The organism is Castellaniella sp. (genome assembly GCF_049651205.1).
GTDB lineage: Bacteria > Pseudomonadota > Gammaproteobacteria > Burkholderiales > Burkholderiaceae_B > Castellaniella.
Window position 1 is genome coordinate 341370 of record NZ_JBASBR010000007.1, and the last position, 20894, is coordinate 362263.

General features: G+C 58.4%; 17 protein-coding genes. 12 read left to right on the forward strand and 5 right to left on the reverse strand.

Features of this window, described 5'->3' with window-relative positions; translation table 11 throughout:
• Positions 1–17: 17 nt before the first annotated feature.
• Positions 18–1916, reverse strand: coding sequence for a sigma-54-dependent Fis family transcriptional regulator (locus WA928_RS05245; RefSeq protein WP_424300478.1), 1899 nt, complete (start codon positions 1914–1916; stop codon positions 18–20).
• A 356-nt stretch (positions 1917–2272) separates the two neighbouring features.
• On the opposite strand from WA928_RS05245, the gene WA928_RS05250 reads away from it, so the two are divergent.
• Entirely contained in the window at positions 2273–3799 is a 1527-nt protein-coding gene (locus tag WA928_RS05250) for an aldehyde dehydrogenase family protein (protein ID WP_424300481.1), read from the forward strand.
• A gap of 107 nt (positions 3800–3906) precedes the next feature.
• On the opposite strand, the gene WA928_RS05255 is transcribed toward WA928_RS05250, so the two are convergent.
• A complete protein-coding gene (locus WA928_RS05255; RefSeq protein WP_417276946.1) occupies positions 3907–4815 on the reverse strand; it encodes a LysR family transcriptional regulator in 909 nt (302 codons plus the stop codon).
• Positions 4816–4928: 113 nt separating this feature from the next.
• On the opposite strand from WA928_RS05255, the gene WA928_RS05260 reads away from it, so the two are divergent.
• The 4 genes from WA928_RS05260 to WA928_RS05275 all read left to right on the forward strand — a co-directional run bounded on the left by WA928_RS05260 (position 4929) and on the right by WA928_RS05275 (position 9672).
• A complete protein-coding gene (locus WA928_RS05260) occupies positions 4929–6290 on the forward strand; it encodes an acyclic terpene utilization AtuA family protein (protein ID WP_424300484.1) in 1362 nt (453 codons plus the stop codon).
• Between the two features lie 3 nt (positions 6291–6293).
• On the forward strand, positions 6294–6647 hold the full coding sequence (locus tag WA928_RS05265; protein WP_417276948.1) for an AtuA-related protein: 354 nt from the start codon (positions 6294–6296) through the stop codon (positions 6645–6647).
• 74 nt (positions 6648–6721) lie between these two features.
• Positions 6722–7711 (forward strand): TAXI family TRAP transporter solute-binding subunit, encoded by a 990-nt coding sequence (locus WA928_RS05270; RefSeq protein ID WP_424300488.1) that lies wholly within the window; start codon positions 6722–6724, stop codon positions 7709–7711.
• A 32-nt stretch (positions 7712–7743) separates the two neighbouring features.
• Complete coding sequence (locus tag WA928_RS05275; protein ID WP_424300491.1) at positions 7744–9672, forward strand: TRAP transporter permease; 1929 nt, start codon at positions 7744–7746, stop codon at positions 9670–9672.
• Positions 9673–9679: 7 nt separating this feature from the next.
• Here WA928_RS05275 and WA928_RS05280 read toward each other — a convergent pair whose 3' ends face one another.
• Positions 9680–10501 (reverse strand): SDR family NAD(P)-dependent oxidoreductase, encoded by an 822-nt coding sequence (locus WA928_RS05280; RefSeq protein ID WP_417276951.1) that lies wholly within the window; start codon positions 10499–10501, stop codon positions 9680–9682.
• 274 nt (positions 10502–10775) lie between these two features.
• Between WA928_RS05280 and WA928_RS05285 the strand changes: the two genes are divergently transcribed.
• The 4 genes from WA928_RS05285 (at position 10776) to WA928_RS05300 (ending at position 15032) form a co-directional block, all read left to right on the forward strand.
• The gene (locus WA928_RS05285; protein WP_424300495.1) at positions 10776–11741 is read left to right on the forward strand and encodes a Bug family tripartite tricarboxylate transporter substrate binding protein; all 966 of its coding nucleotides are present in this window, start codon (positions 10776–10778) and stop codon (positions 11739–11741) included.
• Between the two features lie 55 nt (positions 11742–11796).
• A complete protein-coding gene (locus WA928_RS05290; RefSeq protein WP_424300498.1) occupies positions 11797–13320 on the forward strand; it encodes a tripartite tricarboxylate transporter permease in 1524 nt (507 codons plus the stop codon).
• A 12-nt stretch (positions 13321–13332) separates the two neighbouring features.
• Positions 13333–13812 (forward strand): tripartite tricarboxylate transporter TctB family protein, encoded by a 480-nt coding sequence (locus WA928_RS05295; protein WP_417276954.1) that lies wholly within the window; start codon positions 13333–13335, stop codon positions 13810–13812.
• A gap of 128 nt (positions 13813–13940) precedes the next feature.
• On the forward strand, positions 13941–15032 hold the full coding sequence (locus WA928_RS05300) for a tartrate dehydrogenase (protein WP_417276955.1): 1092 nt from the start codon (positions 13941–13943) through the stop codon (positions 15030–15032).
• Between the two features lie 18 nt (positions 15033–15050).
• Here WA928_RS05300 and WA928_RS05305 read toward each other — a convergent pair whose 3' ends face one another.
• Positions 15051–15980, reverse strand: a complete 930-nt coding sequence (locus WA928_RS05305) for a LysR family transcriptional regulator (protein WP_424300502.1) — start codon at positions 15978–15980, stop codon at positions 15051–15053.
• A gap of 102 nt (positions 15981–16082) precedes the next feature.
• On the opposite strand from WA928_RS05305, the gene WA928_RS05310 reads away from it, so the two are divergent.
• The 3 genes from WA928_RS05310 to WA928_RS05320 all read left to right on the forward strand — a co-directional run bounded on the left by WA928_RS05310 (position 16083) and on the right by WA928_RS05320 (position 20128).
• On the forward strand, positions 16083–17165 hold the full coding sequence (locus WA928_RS05310) for a tartrate dehydrogenase (protein ID WP_417276957.1): 1083 nt from the start codon (positions 16083–16085) through the stop codon (positions 17163–17165).
• Positions 17166–17356: 191 nt separating this feature from the next.
• On the forward strand, positions 17357–18949 hold the full coding sequence (locus WA928_RS05315; protein ID WP_417276958.1) for a methyl-accepting chemotaxis protein: 1593 nt from the start codon (positions 17357–17359) through the stop codon (positions 18947–18949).
• A gap of 297 nt (positions 18950–19246) precedes the next feature.
• The gene (locus WA928_RS05320) at positions 19247–20128 is read left to right on the forward strand and encodes a PIG-L family deacetylase (protein ID WP_424300506.1); all 882 of its coding nucleotides are present in this window, start codon (positions 19247–19249) and stop codon (positions 20126–20128) included.
• Here the strand turns inward: WA928_RS05320 and trmD are convergent.
• Complete coding sequence (trmD, locus tag WA928_RS05325; RefSeq protein WP_417276960.1) at positions 20089–20889, reverse strand: tRNA (guanosine(37)-N1)-methyltransferase TrmD; 801 nt, start codon at positions 20887–20889, stop codon at positions 20089–20091. The genes WA928_RS05320 and trmD overlap by 40 nt on opposite strands.
• Positions 20890–20894 lie beyond the last annotated feature (5 nt).

Sequence of the window (20894 nt, forward strand, 5' to 3'; positions counted from 1 at the left end):
AAGACAACCGTGAAGAACTAGCCCTTCAGCTTGCGATACAAGGTGCTGCGATGAATACCGAGACGCCGGGCCGCCTCGGTGACATTGCCGGCACAATCGTGCAAGGTTTGGTAAATGGCAGACTGCTCCAGCTCGCTCAGCCGGCCAGTTGTGCCAACGACCCCTGGCACCGGAGACGATGATGGTGATGCAGAAAACGGGATCGGTATGGCGGGCGCTTCAGCCTGCATGGCTGGGCCGTGTGGCGCATCCGTGGCCCAATCGCGCGTGGATCCCAGGCACATCGAGACAACCGCCTGGGGCAGTTGCTGCGGCAGCAACGGGCCATCCTGGGGACACTGACAACGCAGACGTCGCAACAGGCTGTTTAACTCGCGATAATTGCCCGGCCAGGAATAGCCTGCCAGTATCTCAAGCGTCTGGGTGGCCAAGGCCCCGCCCAGGCCGGCATACTGGTTGGCGATGAAGTGCGATAAATCGGGGCGCCGCCGCAAAGGTGGCAGCTCTATGGGAATACCCTGCAAACGGTAATAAAGATCAGCGCGAAACAAGCCCTCAGCGACTCGTTTGCTTAGATTCTGGTGGCTGGCACTAACCAGGTTGAAATCAAGTGCAATGCGCTTTTCAGAACCCAACGGCTGCACCTCACGTTCTTGCAGAACGCGCAACAGCCGCGTTTGCAGGCCCAACGGCATATCACCGATCTCATCCAGAAACAGGGTGCCTTCGTGTGCCTGGCGTAGCAGGCCACGGGCGCCTTCACGCCGCGCGCCCGTAAAAGCGCCTGGCTCGTAGCCAAAGAGCTCGGATTCGATCAGGTGCTCGGGCAAGGCGGCGCAATTGACGGCCACAAATGTCCCCGCATGATGCTGGCTTCGGGCGTGAATATGCCGTGCCATCACTTCCTTGCCCGTACCGGTTTCGCCATGCAACAAGACGGCCAACTGGCTGTCGACCGCGCGAACCGCTTGCGCAAGCAACGGACGGCTGATGGTATCGGGCTCCGGGAGCGTGTCTGCCGACCGCTGCAAGGCAACTGGTTTGGCCGGCCACTGTCTGAAGAGGCTACCTGGTTGGATGCCAGAAAGCAGACGCCCGGAGAGCATCAGGCCATCGTGGCGATGCAATAAGGTGCCACCGGAATGCAAGTCACCCTCTATCCATTGGGCACATGGCGTGCCCAGCAGCCGCCAGTCGGTGCCCAGAACATGCAGGGCGGCTTCATTGGCACCCGCGATGCACTGCCTATCGTCCAGCAACAAGATGGCGGTTGGCATACCGCGGGTGTGCGGCTCACCCAGGTGGAATTCAAGCCGCTGCAGCGGGCTCTCAAGCATCATCAGATTGCTGATACCGGTAGCAAGCTGCTGCACCAGGGCCAAGGCATAGCCACACAGTACGTTGGCTGGGCTGGAAAGGTCGAGGACACCAAGGATGCTGCCGGTGGCCGAGAGGATGGGGGCCGCATGACAACTGAGTACCTGATTACGGGCAAGAAAATGCTCCGCGCCGTGAATGCGGACGGCACGACCATCGTACAGCGCTGTGCCGATCGCATTGGTGCCGCGCTGGGACTCGGCCCAATTGACGCCAGGCCGCAGGGCAACACGCTGCGCCTTATCAAGAAAATTGGGGTTGCCCTGCTCGTGCAGGATGAGGCCATCAGGTGCTGCCAGGATCGCAATACCATTGTTGGCCTGCGCCAGTGCGCCCAACGCGCTCAGGCTGGATTCTGCGTGCCGCAGCAAGGCCTGATTGGCTTCGATCTGAAAGGTGAGATCCGCCCGCGACAAGGGGTTGGGATCAACCAGCAGATGCGGATCGAGCTTGGCGCAGCGTGCCCAGGATCGATGGATTAAAGAGGATGCATCAATCTGGGCGCCTGCGGCGAGGGTAAGCGGCATTGAATGCGGCATGACGGTCTCTCCATCCGGGCCTGTGCCGGCAACGGTGCAGAATGCAACACACACGTCGCACGAATCACGGGCAAGTGTCGCAAAATGCGACAGTTCGCTGTTTTTAAACGTATTTTTAAACCAGTATGCCATTGCAACGGCCATAAGAAAAGCTTGGATCCAAAGATAGGAAAACCGCAGTGGCCTCCTATATTGTGAAAGGAACCACACTTCACGCCGAAGGCGGCCAGACCCGGACGACGAGCACCGGATGGGCGTGTTGGCATCAATATTGCTTGGTACTCCATAAGCATCAACACAGATGCCCTGATGAATCGGCATTTGCCTCAACGATGCCATTACCCAAGGAGACAGCAATGAACATGACCGACCTGAAGCATTTCGGGATAGACCTGGACTTCCCCTATAAGAACCATTACGAGAACTACATCGGCGGGCGCTGGGTAGCACCTGTCAGCAAGCAGTATTTCGACAATCTATCGCCCATCACCGGGCAAGTGTTCTGCGAGGTACCCAGATCCGGGGCCGACGACATCGAGTTGGCCCTGGACGCCGCCCACGCGGCGCGCAAGGCCTGGGGCGAAACCTCGGTGGCTGACCGTGCCGGAGTGCTATTGCGCATGGCCGACCGCATGGAACAGAATCTGGGCCTCCTGGCCGCAGCGGAAACCATCGACAATGGCAAGCCCATCCGTGAAACCCTGAACGCCGATATCCCCCTGGCCATCGACCACCTGCGCTATTTTGCCGGCTGCATCCGTGCCCAGGAAGGCGGGATCTCCGAGATCGACAAGAACACGGTGGCCTATCACTTCCATGAGCCCATGGGCGTAGTGGGACAGATCATCCCCTGGAACTTCCCACTGCTGATGGCCGCCTGGAAACTTGGGCCCGCCCTGGCTGCCGGCAACTGCGTGGTGCTCAAGCCAGCCGAGCAAACCCCGGCATCGATCCTGGTATTGATGGAGCTGGTGGGCGATCTGCTGCCCCCGGGCGTACTCAATATCGTCAACGGCTTTGGCAAGGAAGCCGGGCAGGCGCTGGCAACCAGCAAACGCATCAACAAAATTGCCTTTACAGGCTCTACCCCCACGGGCCAACACATCCTGCACGCAGCGGCCGACAACCTGATCCCCAGCACAGTAGAGTTGGGTGGCAAGAGCCCTAACATTTTCTTTGCCAGCGTCATGGATCAGGACGACGCATTTTTTGACAAGACACTGGAAGGTTTCAGTATGTTTGCCCTGAACCAGGGCGAGATCTGCACCTGCCCCTCACGCATTCTGGTGCAGGAATCCATTTACGAACGCTTTATCGAACGGGCAGTCAAGCGAGTGGAAGCCATGAAGACCGGTCACCCGCTGGAAGCATCCACCATGCTGGGCGCCCAGGTGTCTCAGGCACAAATGAACAAGATCCTGGGCTATATCGATATCGGACGCGATGAAGGCGCGCAATGCCTGACAGGCGGCAGCCGCAACGTACCAGGTGCCGGTCTCGACGAGGGCTTTTACGTCAAGCCCACCCTGCTCTTTGGCAACAACAGCATGCGGATCTTTCAAGAGGAGATCTTTGGCCCCGTCGCGTCGGTGACAACCTTCAAGGAAGAGGACGAAGCCATCGCGATCGCCAATGATACTTACTACGGCCTGGGGGCGGGTGTCTGGTCGCGCGATGGCTCGCAGGCCTATCGGGTAGGCCGTGAAGTACAGGCCGGACGTGTCTGGACGAACTGCTACAACCTCTACCCCGCCCACGCGGCCTTCGGGGGCTACAAGCAATCCGGCATTGGGCGCGAAACCCACAAAATGGCGCTGGGCGCCTACCAGCAAACCAAATGCCTGCTGGTAAGTTACAACCCAAATGCACTGGGCTTCTTCTGACACCAACGCAGCATCGGGCCAGCTCAGGATCGGGCCCTGACACGCAAGAAGAACAAGGGCTTACAGAAAAAACCTGCAAGCCCTTGTTGCCGCGGGCGGGTGCAGCATCACGCAAACTCACCACCCAAAGCCCCTTTGGCAGCGATCAAGGCGGTAATAAAAGCAGCAGCAGCTGGCGACGGCGCCTTTCTTTTGGCGGTAATCAAACCCAGCTGACGATTGAGATGGGTGCTGGCCACGGGCCGATGTTCAAGGTCGGCACAGGGCGCTGCCGACACTGTGGAGACCGGCAAGATCGCCACTCCCAGGCCTGCCCGAACCATCCCGATAGCGGTTGAAAGATACGCCACTTCACAGACAACCTCGACATCCAAACCGGCGACTTCCAATGCGCGATGCAGCACTTCGCGAACACTGGTGCCTTGACCGGTAAGCACATGAGGATAACCAGCAAGTTTTCCCAGCGTTGGTCGCCGGCTGGCTTCCAGAGGATGTCCAGCCGGAAAAAACACATGCATCTGATCTTCAAGCAAAGCCTGAAACTGCAAGGCACGGTCGCGACTCACCCATGGGCCCAGGCCCAGATCGGCTTCTTCGTCCCGCACTAAAGCCTGAAGCCGGGTGGCAGGGACATCGGCAATACGAATTTCGATACCGGGATGCTGTGCATGAAACGTTCGGATCAAACCCGGCAACCAAGCCGCCGCAATTGAGGGCAATGCGGCAATCGTCAGCCGGCCGCGCTGCAGCCCGGCCAGATCGTGTGCCTGCTCGACCGCGCCCTGGAACTCATCCAGAATTCTTTGCAAAGGCGCAATCATATTGCGACCGGCCGGAGTCAAGGTAACGCGACGGCGGTCCCGGTCGAAGAGCCTGACACCCAGCTCTTCTTCGAGCTGCCGGATCTGCACAGTGAGCGCCGGCTGCGACACATGCAGCACGGTTGCCGCCTGCGTGAAGCTGCCCGACTGTGCCGCCTGCAAAAACGCACGAATGTGCCGGAATCCTTGTTTCATTTGATTTTCAAATCACTGAGATACAGAAATTTCAATTCTATTATTAAACAACCCGACCTAAGATGAATCTTCATGCCGCCAAGAATCTATAACAGGCATTGCAGGAGACAACCTTGTATCTGATCGGAAGTGGCGCTGGTTTTTCCGGCGATCGAACCGATGCCGCCCAGGCTGTGGTGGCATCCATCATTGCGTCAGGTCATCCGGGCGCCGTGATCTTTGAAACGCTCGGCGAGCGCACGCTGGCACTGGGGCAAGTGGCCAAGCGCAGCAATAAAGACAAAGGCTACGAGCCTTTACTGGCAGACATCGTCACGCCCATTTTGGCAGATTGCTTGCGTGCGGGCATAGCCATCATCGGCAACTTTGGCGCGGCCAACCCGCAGGCGGCGGCGCGCCTGATCCAGCAGATCGCTCGGGCTCAAGGATTCACGGACACCAAGATCGCCGTGATCACGGGCGACGACCTCCTCGACGGGCTCGATCTCACAGGCCTGGAAATCTGGGAGGGCGACACTGCGCTGCGCAGTGACACCGGGCAGATCGTCTCTGCCAATGTTTACATTGGCGCCCGCTCGATTGCCGATGCCCTGCGCGCCGGCGCCCAGATTGTGGTGGCCGGGCGGGTCGCCGATCCAGCCCTGGTGGTGGGCCCGGCCATGGCTCACTACGGGTGGGCTTGGGATGATTGGGATCGCCTGGCCCAGGCCACGCTGGCCGGCCACCTGCTGGAATGCGGGGCACAAGTAACCGGCGGCTACTTTGCAGACCCCGGTTACAAGGATGTACCCTCCCCGGCCACCATTGGCTACCCCATTGCGGAAATCCAGGCCGATGCCTCGTTTGTCATCACGAAGGCGGGAAATACCGGCGGGCTGGTCGACCTGCGCACCGTCAAAGAACAGATTCTCTACGAGATCCACGATCCTGCCGCCTACCTGACTCCTGATGTTGTACTGGACATCACAGACGTCACCCTCCAGCCAACCAGCCCCAACAGGGTGGCCGTTCGCGGTGCACACGGCCGGCCTCGTCCGGACACCCTGAAAATGACTGTCGGCTTCACAGGCGACTGGCTGGGCGAAGGAGAAATCTCATATGCGGGCCCCAACGCGATGGCCCGGGCCCGGCTTGCCGCCGAGATCCTTGAAGCACGCCTGCACAACAAGGGCCTGGATGTGCGCCGGCGTTTTGACCTGATTGGTGCGGTCAGCGTGTTTGACAGCGAAAACGGGGCCCTCAGGCAGCAGGCATGTCCGCCGTTTTCAGAAGACATCCGAATGCGGCTTGCGGTCAGTGCGGATACAAAGCACGCGGTTGAGCAGGCACTGCAAGAGGTATCAGCCCTCTATTGCACCGGCCCGGCAGGCGGCGGCGGCATCCGCACACGAACCCAGAACCGGATCCGCACGGTGTCCTACCTGGTACCGCGCACCAAAGTACACACCAGCCATTATTTTTTGGCGGAGGCCTGAGAGATGCCTAAAACCTTGACGCCATTACACCAGCTTGCCCATGCCCGCGCGGGTGACAAAGGCAATCGTCTGAACATCAGCCTGATTGCCTACAGCCCCGAGATCTGGCCAACGCTGGTAGAGGAAGTCACAGACACTTGCGTGGCCCAGCTGTTTGCAACACGTGGCGTCACGCGCGTGCAACGCTTTCTGCTGCCAAACCTGCACGCCATGAACTTCGTGCTGGACGATGTCCTGGAGGGTGGCGTCAATGGCAGCCTCAACCTCGACACCCATGGCAAGACGCTTTCATTCTGTTTGCTAAGCCACCAGATCTTTGTGCCTGAACACATTCGGGGGGTGCCAGAACCCCGCTGAACCCGCATTGTTCTGGCTGTTGGATCCGCCATTCTTCACTGCCATTGTGGCTACATAATCACAGGAGACACGTCATGAAAGAAACCCACTCTACCCGCCGCCGCACCCTATTAAAAACTGGTGCCGCAGCTGTTTCACTGGGTATGTTCCCTCTGGTCGCAAGTGCCCAGAAAAAGCGGCTGCTGATCGGCACCACTTCATCGTCATCCAGCCAATACGGCTACTTCGTCGCAGTTTCACAGCTGCTCAACCAGAAAGTCCCCACCCTCGATACTTCGGTAACCGAAACCGGTGCCACGATGGACAACCTGCGCCGCATGGCACGCAATCAGGTGGATTTCGGTCTGGTAACCACCAACGTCATGTATAACGCCAACGCAGGTACCGGTGCCTTCGAGGGCAAGCCCCAAGCCGCACGCCTGCTCTGGATCTACTCGATTGCACCGCAAAACGTGGTGGTGCGTAAAGATGCCGGCGTCGAAAACCTCCAGGGCCTGAACGGAAAAAAATTCAATACAGGCTTGAAGGGTTCGGCAACAGAAAAAACAGCAGATTCCGTACTGGCTTTGCTGGATGTCAAACCGGAGGTAGTGCGCGGATCCACCGGCGAGATCGTGGATGCGGTCAAGGACAATCGCGTCATCGGCTACGTGAAATCGGGCGCCGGCCTGAAGCTGGATGCCTCTTCACAAGAAATCGCTGCCTTCACACCCATCAATGTGCTTAGCCTGTCTTCGGCCGAACGCGACAAAATCGCCCAGGCGATGCCCGAGCTGTCTTTGGTTGACGTACCCGCCGACGAAGCATCGGGTGTGGGTGCCTACACCACCTGGGGCTTTGGCCTGGGTGTTGCGGCAGCTGCCAGCATGAACGAAGAGACGGCCTACAAGATTGTCAAGGCAATCTGCGAGGATAAAACCAAGCAGGCCGCCGCCCTGGCCGACGTGGCAGGCGCAGACATCGCAGCAATGACGCTTAAATATGCATCTTCGCCCCTGCACCCGGGTGCGGTTCGTTACTTCAAAGAACTCGGGCTCGACGTGCCCGCCAAACTGATCGGTTAATCGGGCGTTTCATCCGCCAGGAGAGCAAGCCAATGGATACTCTGCGCACCCGAAGTGCCTCGCTGCTAACGTTAGCACTCAGCCTTTTTGTCTTGTGGACAGCAGCATTCGGAGCGCAGAGCTCTCTGGTACAACGCTCGCTTTTTTTGGCGCTTGTCATCCTGGTCGCCCTGCTGAAATTTCCCTTGTTCAAGGATTCCCGGTTGCGCCCGCTAGGTATGCTGATTGATACCGTGCTGGGCATTGCAGCCGCCGGCAGCTGCCTGTGGGTGACGGTCAATGCAGACCGCATCATGAACAGCCTGCCAACCGCAGGCCCGCTCGAAATTGCGCTAACCGCTGTGCTTGTCATCACAGTGCTGGATCTCTCCCGCCGGGCCATCGGCCTGATCTTCCCGACAATCGTACTGATTGGCCTGGCGTACGCCGCCTTCGGGCAATATATTCCGGGATCTCTGGGCCACCGGGGGTTTGATATCTACTTCATGACAGAAGTCCTGCTCCTGGGCGATATCGGTATCTGGGGAACCCTCCTGGGAGTCGCATCCACCATCATCGCCGTGTTTGTGCTGTTTGGCGCATTTCTGTTGCACTCCGGGGGCGGCGCCGCCTTTATGGATATGGCAGTGCGTGTCAGCGGCCGCTCGGTGGGCGGCGCCGCCAAAATTGCCACGGTGGCTTCGGGCCTCTTTGGTATGGTCAGTGGCAGTGCTGTGGGTAACGTAGCCACCACGGGCGCCTTCACAATCCCATTGATGAAACGCCTGGGCTACCCGGCAGCATTGGCAGGTGCCGTCGAGGCCGTCGCCTCAACCGGCGGGCAACTGGCACCGCCGATCATGGGCGCGGCCGCCTTCATCATGGCCGAAATCATCGGCAGCAACTACCTCACCATCGCAGCAGCAGCCGTACTGCCTGCTTTCCTTTTTTACTTTGGTGTTTTTGCCACCGTCCACATCACGGCACAACAAGAACACTTGGGCCACGTGCCCGAAGACCAGATCCCGCGATGGTCAGCCATCCTCACCATCGACCGCCTGGCCCCCATCGTGCTCTCGCTGGGTGGGCTCACCCTAGGCATTTTGCGCGGAAATTCCCTGCCAACCGCAGCGTTTTACGGCATTATCGGGGCGATTGTCGGGATGCTGGTGTCCGGGCTCGCCGTGCAGATACGCGGCGGTAAAAAAGCCAGTCGCGATACGCCTGCAGCTTCGCCCCTGGCCAAAGCCATGATCACACAAATCCGCGCAGCCCTGGATGAAGGTGCCACCGGCCTGATTATCGTGGGGATCTTGCTGGCGGGCGCACAAATTCTGGTCGCCATGATCAATATGACCGGCGTGGGGGTCACTCTCTCGTCCATGATCGTGGGCGATGGCAGCGCATCCCTGCTTTGGATCAGCCTGATTGTGGCCATTGTGTGCATGATCCTGGGGATGGGAATCCCCACGACTGCCGCCTACGTGCTGGTGGCGGCCACACTGGCGCCCGCCCTGATGGAGGCGGGTGTCTCCGCGATCACCGCACACATGTTTGTCTTTTACTACGCCACCTTGTCGGTGATCACGCCACCCGTGTGCGTAGGGGTATTTGTGGCAGCAGGCCTGGCCGGCGAAAAATGGGGTCTGGTTGCAAAACGTGCCGTCATGCTGGGCGCCGTCACCTATGTCATTCCGTTTCTGTTTTTGCTGTACCCCAGCATGCTGACTCCAGGCCTTGAAACCGGCTATTTCGAAGCAGCACTGAGCGGTATGGTGTTTGTGGCAGCCTTTGCCTACCTGTTCGGAGGCGCCCGCGTAACCCCGTGGCGTGCAGTGGATACCCTGTGCTGGCTAAGCGTTGCCATCCTGGCCACCATACCCACCTGGGTAGGGCTGGTGGCAGCCACGGCCGGCCTAGCCATCCTGATTCGCTTGCGGCGAGCGCCACCTCAAGCAATGGTGACGGCCGAGGCTACGTAAGTTGGCACTAACGGGTGGCGCAGGTCAGGCCGCCATCCACCACCATCTGTGTGCCGGTGATGTAGCGGCTTTGATCAGAAGCCAGAAACAGCACTGCCCAGGCCACATCCCAGGCATCACCCATGCGCCCCATGGGTACCTGCTGCTCGCGGGTTTTGATAAAGCCCTCGTAGTCTCCGCCAGCGTATTTATCCGCCAGACGGGAGACCAGGGGCGTATGCATCAGGCCAGGTACAACACAATTGACACGCACGTTTTCGCGGGCATGAATGACGGCCGTGGTAGCACTCATTTGCATCAGTGCGGCCTTGGCAGCCGCATAGCCCACCTGAGGCTTGCCAATGTAGCGCAACCCGGCCACCGAAGACACATTTACAATCGATCCCCCACCTTGCGCCGCCATCAGGGGGATCACTTTTTTCATGCTGAGAAACGCAGCATTCAGATTAACCTGCAGCTGCCCGGCCCAGACCTCCTCGGACAGCGTCACGGGATCACCGGGTTCAGAGCGCCCGACATTATTGATCAGCACATCGATACGCCCCCAGCGAGTCAGGCATGCCTGCACCATGGCGTCCACGTCCTCGGACGAGGTAGCATCCCGACATTCAACATAGGCAACGCCACCCCGCGATTCAATTTCACGCTGAGTCTCGCGCGCCGCCTCCAGATGGAGGTCGACACCAAACACCTTGGCACCACGCTGTGCACAAAGCACAGCTGTGGCTTTGCCATTACCCCACCCATCGCCGATAGAGCCACAGCCTGTCAAGAGCACCACCTTGCCCACCAGGCTAAAGGGATTTTGTTCGAGGGAAATATCGTTCATGATGATCCATATAAATGAGTCAGCGCAGCTGCGTGTCACAGCCTATTGTAGGCATTGCCGACCAGGTTTGCGGCCACAGGTATTCACCTGCAGTCCTCGCTTTCACTTTTAAGTTTCAGTTAAACAAGCTTTGCATGACAGGCCTAATCATCAACAAACAGTTGATTAGAATGGTACGCAGCAGGCTGCTGAAACGGTGGCAGCCATGCATATAAAATCGGCCGAAACATCCGGCTCCTCCGGAACCTTTCGGTCCATACGAGGAGACATACAGATGAAGAAACCCATCCGTACCTTTGCCGGTCTCACCCTGGCCCTGGCGGCTGTCGGATTCTCCGCCCCCAGTCAGGCCGAATTTCCTGACAAACCCCTAACCTATATCATGGCCTTCAACCCGGGTGGCGAGTCCGACATCACCGCCCGTATCCAAGAGCAACCCCTAGAGAAAGTACTCGGCCAAGACGTCAACATTGTCTACAAAATTGGGGGCGGCGGCTCGGTGGGCTGGTCCGAGCTTATCCACTCAAAACCCGACGGCTACACCTTTGCCGGGCATAATCTGCCCCATATCGTGCTGCAACCCCTGGAGCGCGGCGATGCCGGCTTCAAGACGCTTGATCTAAAAAGCATCTACTTCTTTGAAAGCACCCCCGACCTTCTGGTGGTGCGCCAGGACAGCCCCTTTAAAACCCTGCAGGACCTTATCGATTACGCCAAGAAAAACCCACCCGGCGTAGTGACTGTGGGGGGCAGCGGTTCATCCAGCGCTAACGACCTAGGCACCGCCATGCTGAACAAGGCGGCCGGCATCAAACTCACCTACATTCCCTTCAGTGGCAGCGGCGCCGCCGTCCCGGCCCTGCTGGGCGGTCACGTCACAGCCCTGATGACATACTCCACCATGGGCGTGCAGTACAAGGACAAGTTCCGTCCGCTGGCGATTGCCTCCGAAGAGCGCATGGAGGTTCTGGGTGATGTCCCCACGTTCAAAGAGCTGGGCTTCGATGTGGTTGAGGGCGCCTATCGCGGTGTTGCCGCGCCTCCGGGCACCCCGGACGACCGCGTCAAAGTGCTGGCCGATGCTTTCGAAAAGGTTATGAAAGACCCTGAAGTCAAACAAAAGATGGATGAAAACGGCTTCAAGATCGAGTACATGGGCCCCGAGGCATCACTCGAACTCGTGAAGAAAAAAATGGTTGAGTACAAGGCACTGATGAAGGAGCTCGGCCGTCTCAAGTAGGCTTGGCAATCAACAAAACATCCATATTCCCGCCACTTTCACGCACAGGTGATCCATGACTGAAGCCATCTGGCTAGGCCTCATCCATCTTTTAACCTTCGACAACCTGGCGCTGATTGTGGCGGGTACCGTGGCCGGTATGGTCATCGGCGCCCTGCCTGGTCTCACTGCCACCATGGCCGTGGCCTTGCTGGTGCCCTTTACCTTCAACATGGATCCCATCGGGGGCCTGGTTTTATTGGGCTCCATCTACATGGGAGCTATTTATGGCGGCTGTTTCAGCGCTATCCTGATCAACACCCCGGGCACGCCCAGCTCGATCGGCACCACATTTGATGGCTACCCCATGGCCCGGCAGGGCCGCGGCGAAGAAGCCGTGATCGGCGCCACCGTGGGCTCGGCCATTGGTGGTGTATTTGGGGTTATCTGCCTGATTTTTTTGAGCCCGTTGTTGGCAGATATTGCCCTGCGCTTTGGCCCGGCAGAGTATTTCTGGGTAGGGGTGTTTGGCATCACCATCATTTCAAGCCTGTCCTCAGGTGCGTTTTTAAAAGGCATGACAGGTGCCGCATTTGGTGTTCTGATCTCCACCATCGGCATCGCGCCAGTGGGTGGCGATGTACGCTTTACGTTTGGTTCGCCCGCCATGCAGGCAGGGGTGGATCTGATCGTGATTCTGATCGGGCTGTTTTGTATCCCCGAGCTCCTCAATCTGGTTTTTCATTCTTCGAGTGGTAAAAACAGTATCGATTATCGGCGTGCCAAAGGGGTACTGGGCACAACTGTCCGGCGTGTTTTTGGCATGCCAGGCAATTTGCTGCGGTCTTCCATCATCGGCACGGTCGTAGGCATTTTGCCGGGTGCGGGTGGCAGTATCGCCAATCTGGTGTCCTACAACGAAGCCAAGCGGGCTTCCAAAACACCCGAAGAATTTGGTACCGGCAAGCTTGAGGGGGTGGTGGCCACCGAAACCGCCAACAACGCCGTGGTGGGCGGCGGCCTAATCCCCCTGCTGACGCTCGGTATCCCGGGAGCCCCGCCAGACGCCATTATTTATGGCGCCCTGATGATGCAGGGCCTACGCCCGGGGCCGCAGCTTTTCTCAGAGCACGCAGACATCACCTACACGTTTATGCTGGGTGTGGGGCTGTCGGCATTGGTGATGGTGCCCGTGGGCCTGTACGGCGGCAGGTTGCTGGCTCGGTTTGTATCGCGCCTGCCGGTGCGTTATCTGGTGCCTGGCATCGCTATCCTGACCATCGTGGGTTCTTATGCGATCCGCAATAATTTTCTGGATGTCATCCTGATGCTGGGCTTCGGTGTTGCGGGGTACGTCCTGCGCTACTTTGGTTTCAATGCGGCACCCATCGTGCTGGGGCTGATTCTGGGCCCGATTATGGAAACCGGGTTGGTTCAGGCCAATCTGATGGGTGCCAGCTACGAACACTCCTGGTATGCACTCTTTGTGAATCCGCTGTCCTGGATCCTCATCGCTCTGTCAGTGTTTTCCTTCTTGTGGCCGTATTTTGGCCCCCTGTGGACACGGCTGCGCCGGCCCAACACCCGACCTTCTCTCTAAAGAGGCATAACCATGAGCCCACTGCTTCGCGACCGCCTGGGGTCACTGCTGATGCTTGCCTTTGTGGCAACGCTATGGGTGCAGCGTGACTACACCAGCCCCTTTGGCGGCATGTTTCCTGACACCATGATGGCCTTCATGGTCTTCTTCATTGTGCTTACCTTGATCCTGTCGTTTACACCCTGGTCGGCCATGCCCAAAGACCAAACCGAAGCCTCCGAAGACGATGCCCCCACGTCATCAGGCCTGCAACAGGTATTGGTAGTGATTGTCCTGCTTGCACTCTGGACAAGCTTGTACCGTTCTGTGGGCTTTGCGCTTACTGGCACCCTGGGCTTTGGCGCCATCGCCTGGTACCTGGGCGATCGCCACGCGGGTGCACGGGGTATCGTAAGGGCTTTGGGTCTGGGGGCTGTGGTCAGTTTCGTCGTATATATGGTGTTCGACTACTTTCTGCTGGTGCCCCTGCCACCTGGGTTCTTGTTCGGATAATTCCACTGGATCCCTGATCTGATGGCCCTCCGCACCACCGATGTTCGGGAGCATCGCAGCCGGCCTGAGGCTGGGCAGCCTCACTGGCACTGCTGGGCTAAACTGCATTGCATTTCATGGAGACACGAATGAAACCCTTACGTATCGCCGTCATCCCAGGCGACGGCATCGGCCGCGAAGTGATGCCCGAGGCACTGCGCGCGCTCGAAGCACTTTCAAGCAAACATGGTCTGAACCTGCAATTTCAGCACTTCGACTGGGCATGCGCACAATACTGGCAGGCTCACGGCACCATGATGCCCGAAGACTGGTTTGAACAAACCCGCCACTTTGACGCCATTCTTTTTGGCGCTGTGGGCTGGCCGGACACCGTACCGGATCACGTGTCGCTGTGGGGCTCACTGCTCAAGTTCCGCCGGGGTTTCGATCAATACATCAATTTGCGTCCCGTGCGCTTGATGCCCGGCGTACCCTCTCCTCTGGCCGGCCGCGCACCTGGCGACATCGACTTCATGGTGGTGCGTGAAAACACCGAGGGCGAGTACACCAATCTTGGCGGCCGGATCTACCAGGGCACAGAGCGCGAAATCGTCATTCAAGAATCCGTGTTTTCACGCCACGGAATCGACCGCGTACTTCAGTTTGCCTTCGAACTCGCAAAAAGGCGCCCACGCCATCACGTCAGCTCGGCCACCAAATCCAATGGCATCGCCATCAGCATGCCTTACTGGGATGAGCGCCTGGCCGCCATGGGGGCCAAGTATCCGGACATCACCTGGGATAAACACCACATCGACATTTTGTGCGCCCGGTTTGTATTGCAGCCCGATCGCTTTGACGTGGTGGTGGCTTCCAATCTGTTTGGCGACATTTTGTCTGATCTCGGGCCCGCCTGCACTGGCACGATTGGCATTGCCCCGTCGGCAAACCTTAATCCAGAGCGTACCTACCCCTCGCTGTTCGAACCCGTCCATGGCTCTGCGCCGGACATCTACGGAAAAAATATTGCCAACCCGGTGGGCATGATCTGGTCGGCGGCGATGATGCTGGAGTTTTTTGGCGAACAGACGCCCGCGTGTCTGGAGGCTGCGCACTCACTGATGACAGCCATCGAGCATGTCCTGGAAAGCGGCCCACGCACGCCCGATCTGGGCGGATCTGCCAGCACCACACAGGTTGGCCAGGCAATTGCAGCGCACATCAGCTCTGCCAAGCCCTGACACATCTCTGCAGATAGATCAGGATACGCGCACCCCGTGCACCTTGCTTAACGCAGCCGCCAGATAATCCACAAAGACACGCACCCGCGTGGAAAACTGGTGGCGCTGCGCATAAACAGCGTAGATATCTGCGTCGGGTGTGGCGTAATCCGGCAGCACCACACGCAAGCGCCCATCTTGCAGATACTCCCGGATGTCCCATTCTGCCCGCATCAGAATCCCGTGATGATCCAGCGCCCACTTGACGGCAATCTCCCCGTCATTGGTCGCCAGGGATCCATGGATACGAATCGTCTCGGCCTTGCCGGCCACGGCACGCCGGTTGCTTAACCGCCAGACACCATAAGCCTCATCCCCCTGCCGGATACCAATACAACAATGTCTGGCGAGGTCGCGGGGTGTCTCCGGCACACCATGACGGGCCAGATAGGCCGGTGTGGCGCACAGCAGCCGACGATTGGGTGCCAGCCATTTGGCCACCACCCGGCCATCAGGGGGTTCACCAAACCGGACGCAAACATCGTAAGCATCCTCGGTTAAGAGCGGCGGAGACACTGATAGCTGCAGCTGGACAGATACCTCAGGATAGGCGGTGATAAAGGACGAGATCACTGGCGCCACGTGGCTACGCCCAAAACCAAGCGTTGCATTGACCCGCAACAGACCAGTGGGCCGTTGCTGGGCACCACCCAGCAAGTTGCTTAATGCGTCCACCTCCTCAAGGATCCGGCGGGCATGTTGCAGATACACCTCACCTTCGGGCGTCAGCAACATGCGGCGGGTGGTTCGGGTAACCAATGGCACCCCTGCACGGCGTTCCATCTGCGCCAAGCGCTTGCTGACAGCGGCAGGCGTCAACCCAAGCTCTCGCGCAGCTGCACTGAGACTGCCTGCACTGGCCAACGCAGAGAAAAAACCAAAATCCGCTGCCTGAACAATTTCACTCATGATCTCACCTATGAATCATAGTTAAGCATGCTATGTAGGAAACCATGATTTATCAACCCATGGTTGGGCAAAAATAGGGACTTTGATATTCAGGAAAGCACCATGAGAAGTTACCGCATCGCAACCATCCCAGGTGATGGAATCGGCAAAGAAGTCATCCCCGCAGGCCGTCAGCTGCTACAGGTGTTGGCCGGCGTAGACGGACAGTTCTCCGTTGAGTTCACGGATTTTGACTGGGGCGCAGACTACTATCGGGCTCATGGCGTGATGATGCCCGACAATGGTCTGGAAGCCCTGCGGGATAAGGACGCTATTTTGTTTGGCTCTGCCGGAGACCCCCACATTCCCGACCACATCACCCTCTGGGGTCTCAGGCTAAAAATCTGCCAGGGGCTGGATCAATACGCCAATGTGCGCCCTACACGGATACTCCCGGGCATCGATGCACCCCTGAAACGCTGCACGCCCAAGGATCTGGATTGGGTGATCGTGCGCGAAAACTCAGAGGGCGAATACTCGGGCGTCGGTGGCAGGGTTCATCAGGGGCACGCACTGGAAACCGCCACCGATCTGTCCATCCTCACACGTACGGGTGTCGAACGCATCATGCGCTTTGCATTTCGCCTGGCGCAATCACGGCCACGCCGCCTCCTCACGGTGATCAGCAAAAGCAACGCACAGCGCCACGCCATGGTGATGTGGGATGAGATCGCCCACCAGATCGCGCAGGAATTTCCGGATGTTACCTGGGACAAAGAGTTGGTCGACGCCGCCACCGCGCGCATGGTCAACCGCCCTGCCTCGTTGGACACCATTGTTGCCACAAACCTTCACGCGGATATCCTCAGCGATCTGGCCGCCGCACTGGCCGGCAGCCTGGGCATCGCACCCACTGGCAACATCGACCCCGAGCGCCGCTACCCCTCGATGTTCGAGCCGATTCACGGCTCAGCCTTTGACATCATGGGTAAAGGCCTGGCCAACCCTATCGGTACATTCTGGTCTGTGGTGATGCTGCTGGAACACCTGGGTGAGCACCAGGCTGCGGCAAAAACCATGCAGGCCATCGAAACCGTCACGGCCAACCCTGCACTGCACACTCAGGATCTTGGCGGGCACGCCACCACCCGGGAAGTGACAGAAGCCATCTGTCTGCTGGTATCGGCGCCTGTTACTCAAGGTTGACAGTTCAGCAGATAGCACGGCTTGTACAAACCTTTTAAGCCAGGTTTTATGTGTTTTATGCAACATTGCAGGCCCGCGGATGTAATAACTTTATATAGCGATTGGCGCTTTTGTATTTTTACGACACAATGGACACATTGTTATACAAAATCAGGCTGTTTTCCGTCATTCGCAACTAAAGGGGCTCTCCCATGCGTGCATTTAAAATCGCCACCCGGCTCGCGTTGGGTTTTAGTCTCGTTCTTTTGCTGTTACTGATTATCGCGGCTGTCAGCATCTGGCGCATGCAGGGCAGCAGCAGCCAAATGCGCAGCATCATCGAGTCTGGTCTAAGCACCGAACGCTACATAGCCGAGTGGGAAAAAAACACGGCAATGAACGCCTTGCGTACCACCACAGTGGCACAAATCACTAACGCCACACTGGCTGACAGCATTAAAAAAGACATGAAGGCCACCAGCGCGAAAATCACCGTGCTGCAAAAGCAGGTTGAGGCCAACATCAACGACCCCGAAGCACGCAAGCTGTTTGGTGTTGTCCAGGCAAAGCGCTCCGAATACATTACCGCACGCACTGCCGCCATCAAAAACCAGGAATCCGGCAATGAAGCGGCTGCACGACAGTTTTACGATCATGATCTTGCCAATTACCTGAGCGTCTACGTGGGCAGCGTCAGCAATTTGTTGACATACCAACGACAACTGATCGACCGCCACGCCCAGGAGTTGGATCGCAGCAACCAGCTGGGCATGGCCCTGGCTGCCGGTATTACTTTGTTGGCTTTGGTACTGGGGCTATTGTTTGCATGGCGAGTCACCCGATCCATCACAGGCCCCCTGCGCTCTATCGTATTACTGGCACAATCCGTGGCCAACCGGGATCTCAGCCAGCAAATCCAGCCCCGGGGAAAAGACGAAATCACCGCGCTCGAACACGCCTTGCAGCAAATGTCTCAAGGGCTGCACAGCACAGTCAGCGAGCTGCGCACCGGCGCCATGTCTATTGCTACGGCAGCCGCACAAATTTCCAGCGGCAATCTGGATCTGTCGTCCCGCACTGAAGAACAGGCCAGCTCTCTCACAGAAACGGCATCCACCATGGAGGAAATCACCGCCACGGTACGTCAAAATGCAGACAATGCCCAACAGGCCAACAGCCTGGCCACTTCGGCCACACAGACAGCCACCCACGGGGGGACGCTTGTCACAGAGCTTGTGTCCACCATGGGCAAAATCAATGCGCAATCTCAGCAAATTGTGGACATCATTGGCGTTATTGATTCCATCGCCTTCCAAACCAACATCCTGGCGCTGAATGCAGCGGTCGAAGCTGCACGCGCCGGAGAACAGGGGCGTGGTTTTGCCGTAGTGGCATCCGAAGTTCGCGCACTGGCACAGCGTTCTGCCGGTGCAGCCCGTGAAATCAAGTCTCTCATCGATACCTCGGTCGCTGCCATCACCACGGGCAATCAGCAAGCCAGCAACGCCGGGGCCTCCATGCAGGACATCGTCAATGCCATTCATCGCGTCACCGACATCATGAACGAAATCAGTTCGGCCAATCGTGAACAAACTCATGGCATCGAAGAAATCAATACGGCCATCACGCAAATGGACGATGTCACTCGCCAAAATGCCAGCCTGGTAGAGCAATCTGCGGCCGCTGCAACCAGCCTGCAAGGGCAGGCCGATACCCTGGCCAATCTGGTGGCCACCTTCAGGCTGTCCGCAAACACTGAGCCTCGCCCACCCCGACCAAACGTGGCACTTTTAACCCAGTCCTGAACACACCAGCCCTGTCGGCCCTCCAATAGTGCGGGGGCCAGGCAGCAATACCCATGCGCCTGACGGAGATGGGCTGCCATGGCAAAGCGCCATAATCTAGCCTCTCGCTTAAGCAGATCCTTCAACATGAAAGCAATTGTGCGGTGGGCAACACGCGGGATACCGAGCTGGTTGTGCTTGGTCGTTCTTGGTTTGGGCTGCCCGGCATGGGCCACAACACCAGGCACTTCGCTGCCCGCCCACCAGTCCCACATCACCGCACTTCTTCAGCCGGCCTCATCCAGGCCTATAGCCTGTATGCACGGCAAGGTCCTCAGCGTCGTGGCCCATCCAGACGATGACCTGCTTTTCATGAACCCGGATCAAAGCGATGCCATCCGGCGCAGGCAGTGTGTGATGGTTTTGTATCTGACAGCGGGCGACCGGGGCGCAGGCCTACCCTATTTGCAAGCCCGCGAGCGGGGCCTGATGGCTGCCTATGCGGCAATGGCCCGAGTAGCCAACCATTGGCAGACAGACGGCTGGCTGGTGGGAGGGCACACGGTGGTTCGCCACACCTTGAAGGCCGCCCCCCGGGTGCAGCTGATCATGTTGCGTATTCCCGACCCCTGGCTGGGGCATGGTTGGGGCAGCCTGACGCCACTTAGCCAACTGGAGTCTGTGGCACATACAGACGTTCTCACCTATGCCCCGTATCCGACGCACTTTGATCGCAACAGCTTGATTCAGTGGTTATCGGCCGTTATCCAGGCCATACAACCCAATGACATCCGCCTGATGGACGGCTCGATCACGATCCCCTATACCCAGCTGTGCTGGCGCTGCCGCGGACACGATCACCCCGATCACATTGCCAGTGCACGTCTGGTACAGGCGGCAATACAAGCCACGCCGGGCCCTTATCGGTCACAGCGCTACCTGGGCTATCCCAGCCAGGAACGCCCGGACAATTTAAGCGCCAGTCAAAAGGCCCTTAAAACCGCTATTTTCTTGCGTTATATGGCGAACGACCCACGCTATTGCGCCCGCCAATCGAAATGTTCGCGCCCACGCGGCCCCGAGGCTGCATGGGTGTGGAGACAATATCGACTGGATGATGATGCGGCTGGCCCCATGCCCAAACCGCTGCCGGCAAACCCTCAGACGTCTTTGTCGGCGTCGTCTAAATCACCCAACTGAATACGCTTGAGTACAGCCTGATCTGCGCGGGTGAGTTCCCCGCGTTGCTGTGCTGCCTGCAGCAAATCCGGACGGCACCTGGCAGTCAGTGTCAGCGAAGCCTGACGCCGCCAGGCGGCAATATGTGCATGATGGCCAGACAACAAGACTTCGGGCGTTTCGATCCCACGCCAGCGCTCAGGCCGAGTGTAATGGGGGCTGTCCAGCAGGCCGCTAAGCGCCGGATTAAAGGAATCCTGCTCGGCTGATGCAGCATCGTGCAGTACACCAGGCAGCAGACGCACAATGCTGTCAATCAGTACCATGGCACCCAGTTCACCGCCCGAGAGCACAAAATCACCCAGAGAAATTTCCTGGTCGATATACGTATCAATAAAGCGCTGATCAACGCCTTCGTAGCGGCCGCAAACAAAAATCGCACCGGCACTGGCTGCCATCTGAGAAGCCAAACCTTGCCGGTGCACCTGACCAACCGGAGACAACAGTACCACTGGTGCCAAAGCACCAATATCGGCCTCTGCCTGCTGGCGAGCTGCCCGGACGGCGTCAATGGCCAGTGCCAGAGGCTCGGCCATCATCACCATGCCCGGGCCACCGCCAAACGGACGGTCATCCACAGTCCGGTGGACGTCTTGCGTGAAATCGCGGGGGTTCCAGGTGTGTAACGACCATTGCCCGCGCTGATGAGCGCGGCCACTGACACCGTACTGGCACACAGCTGCAAACATATCTGGAAACAGCGTAATGATGTCAAAGCGCATAACGG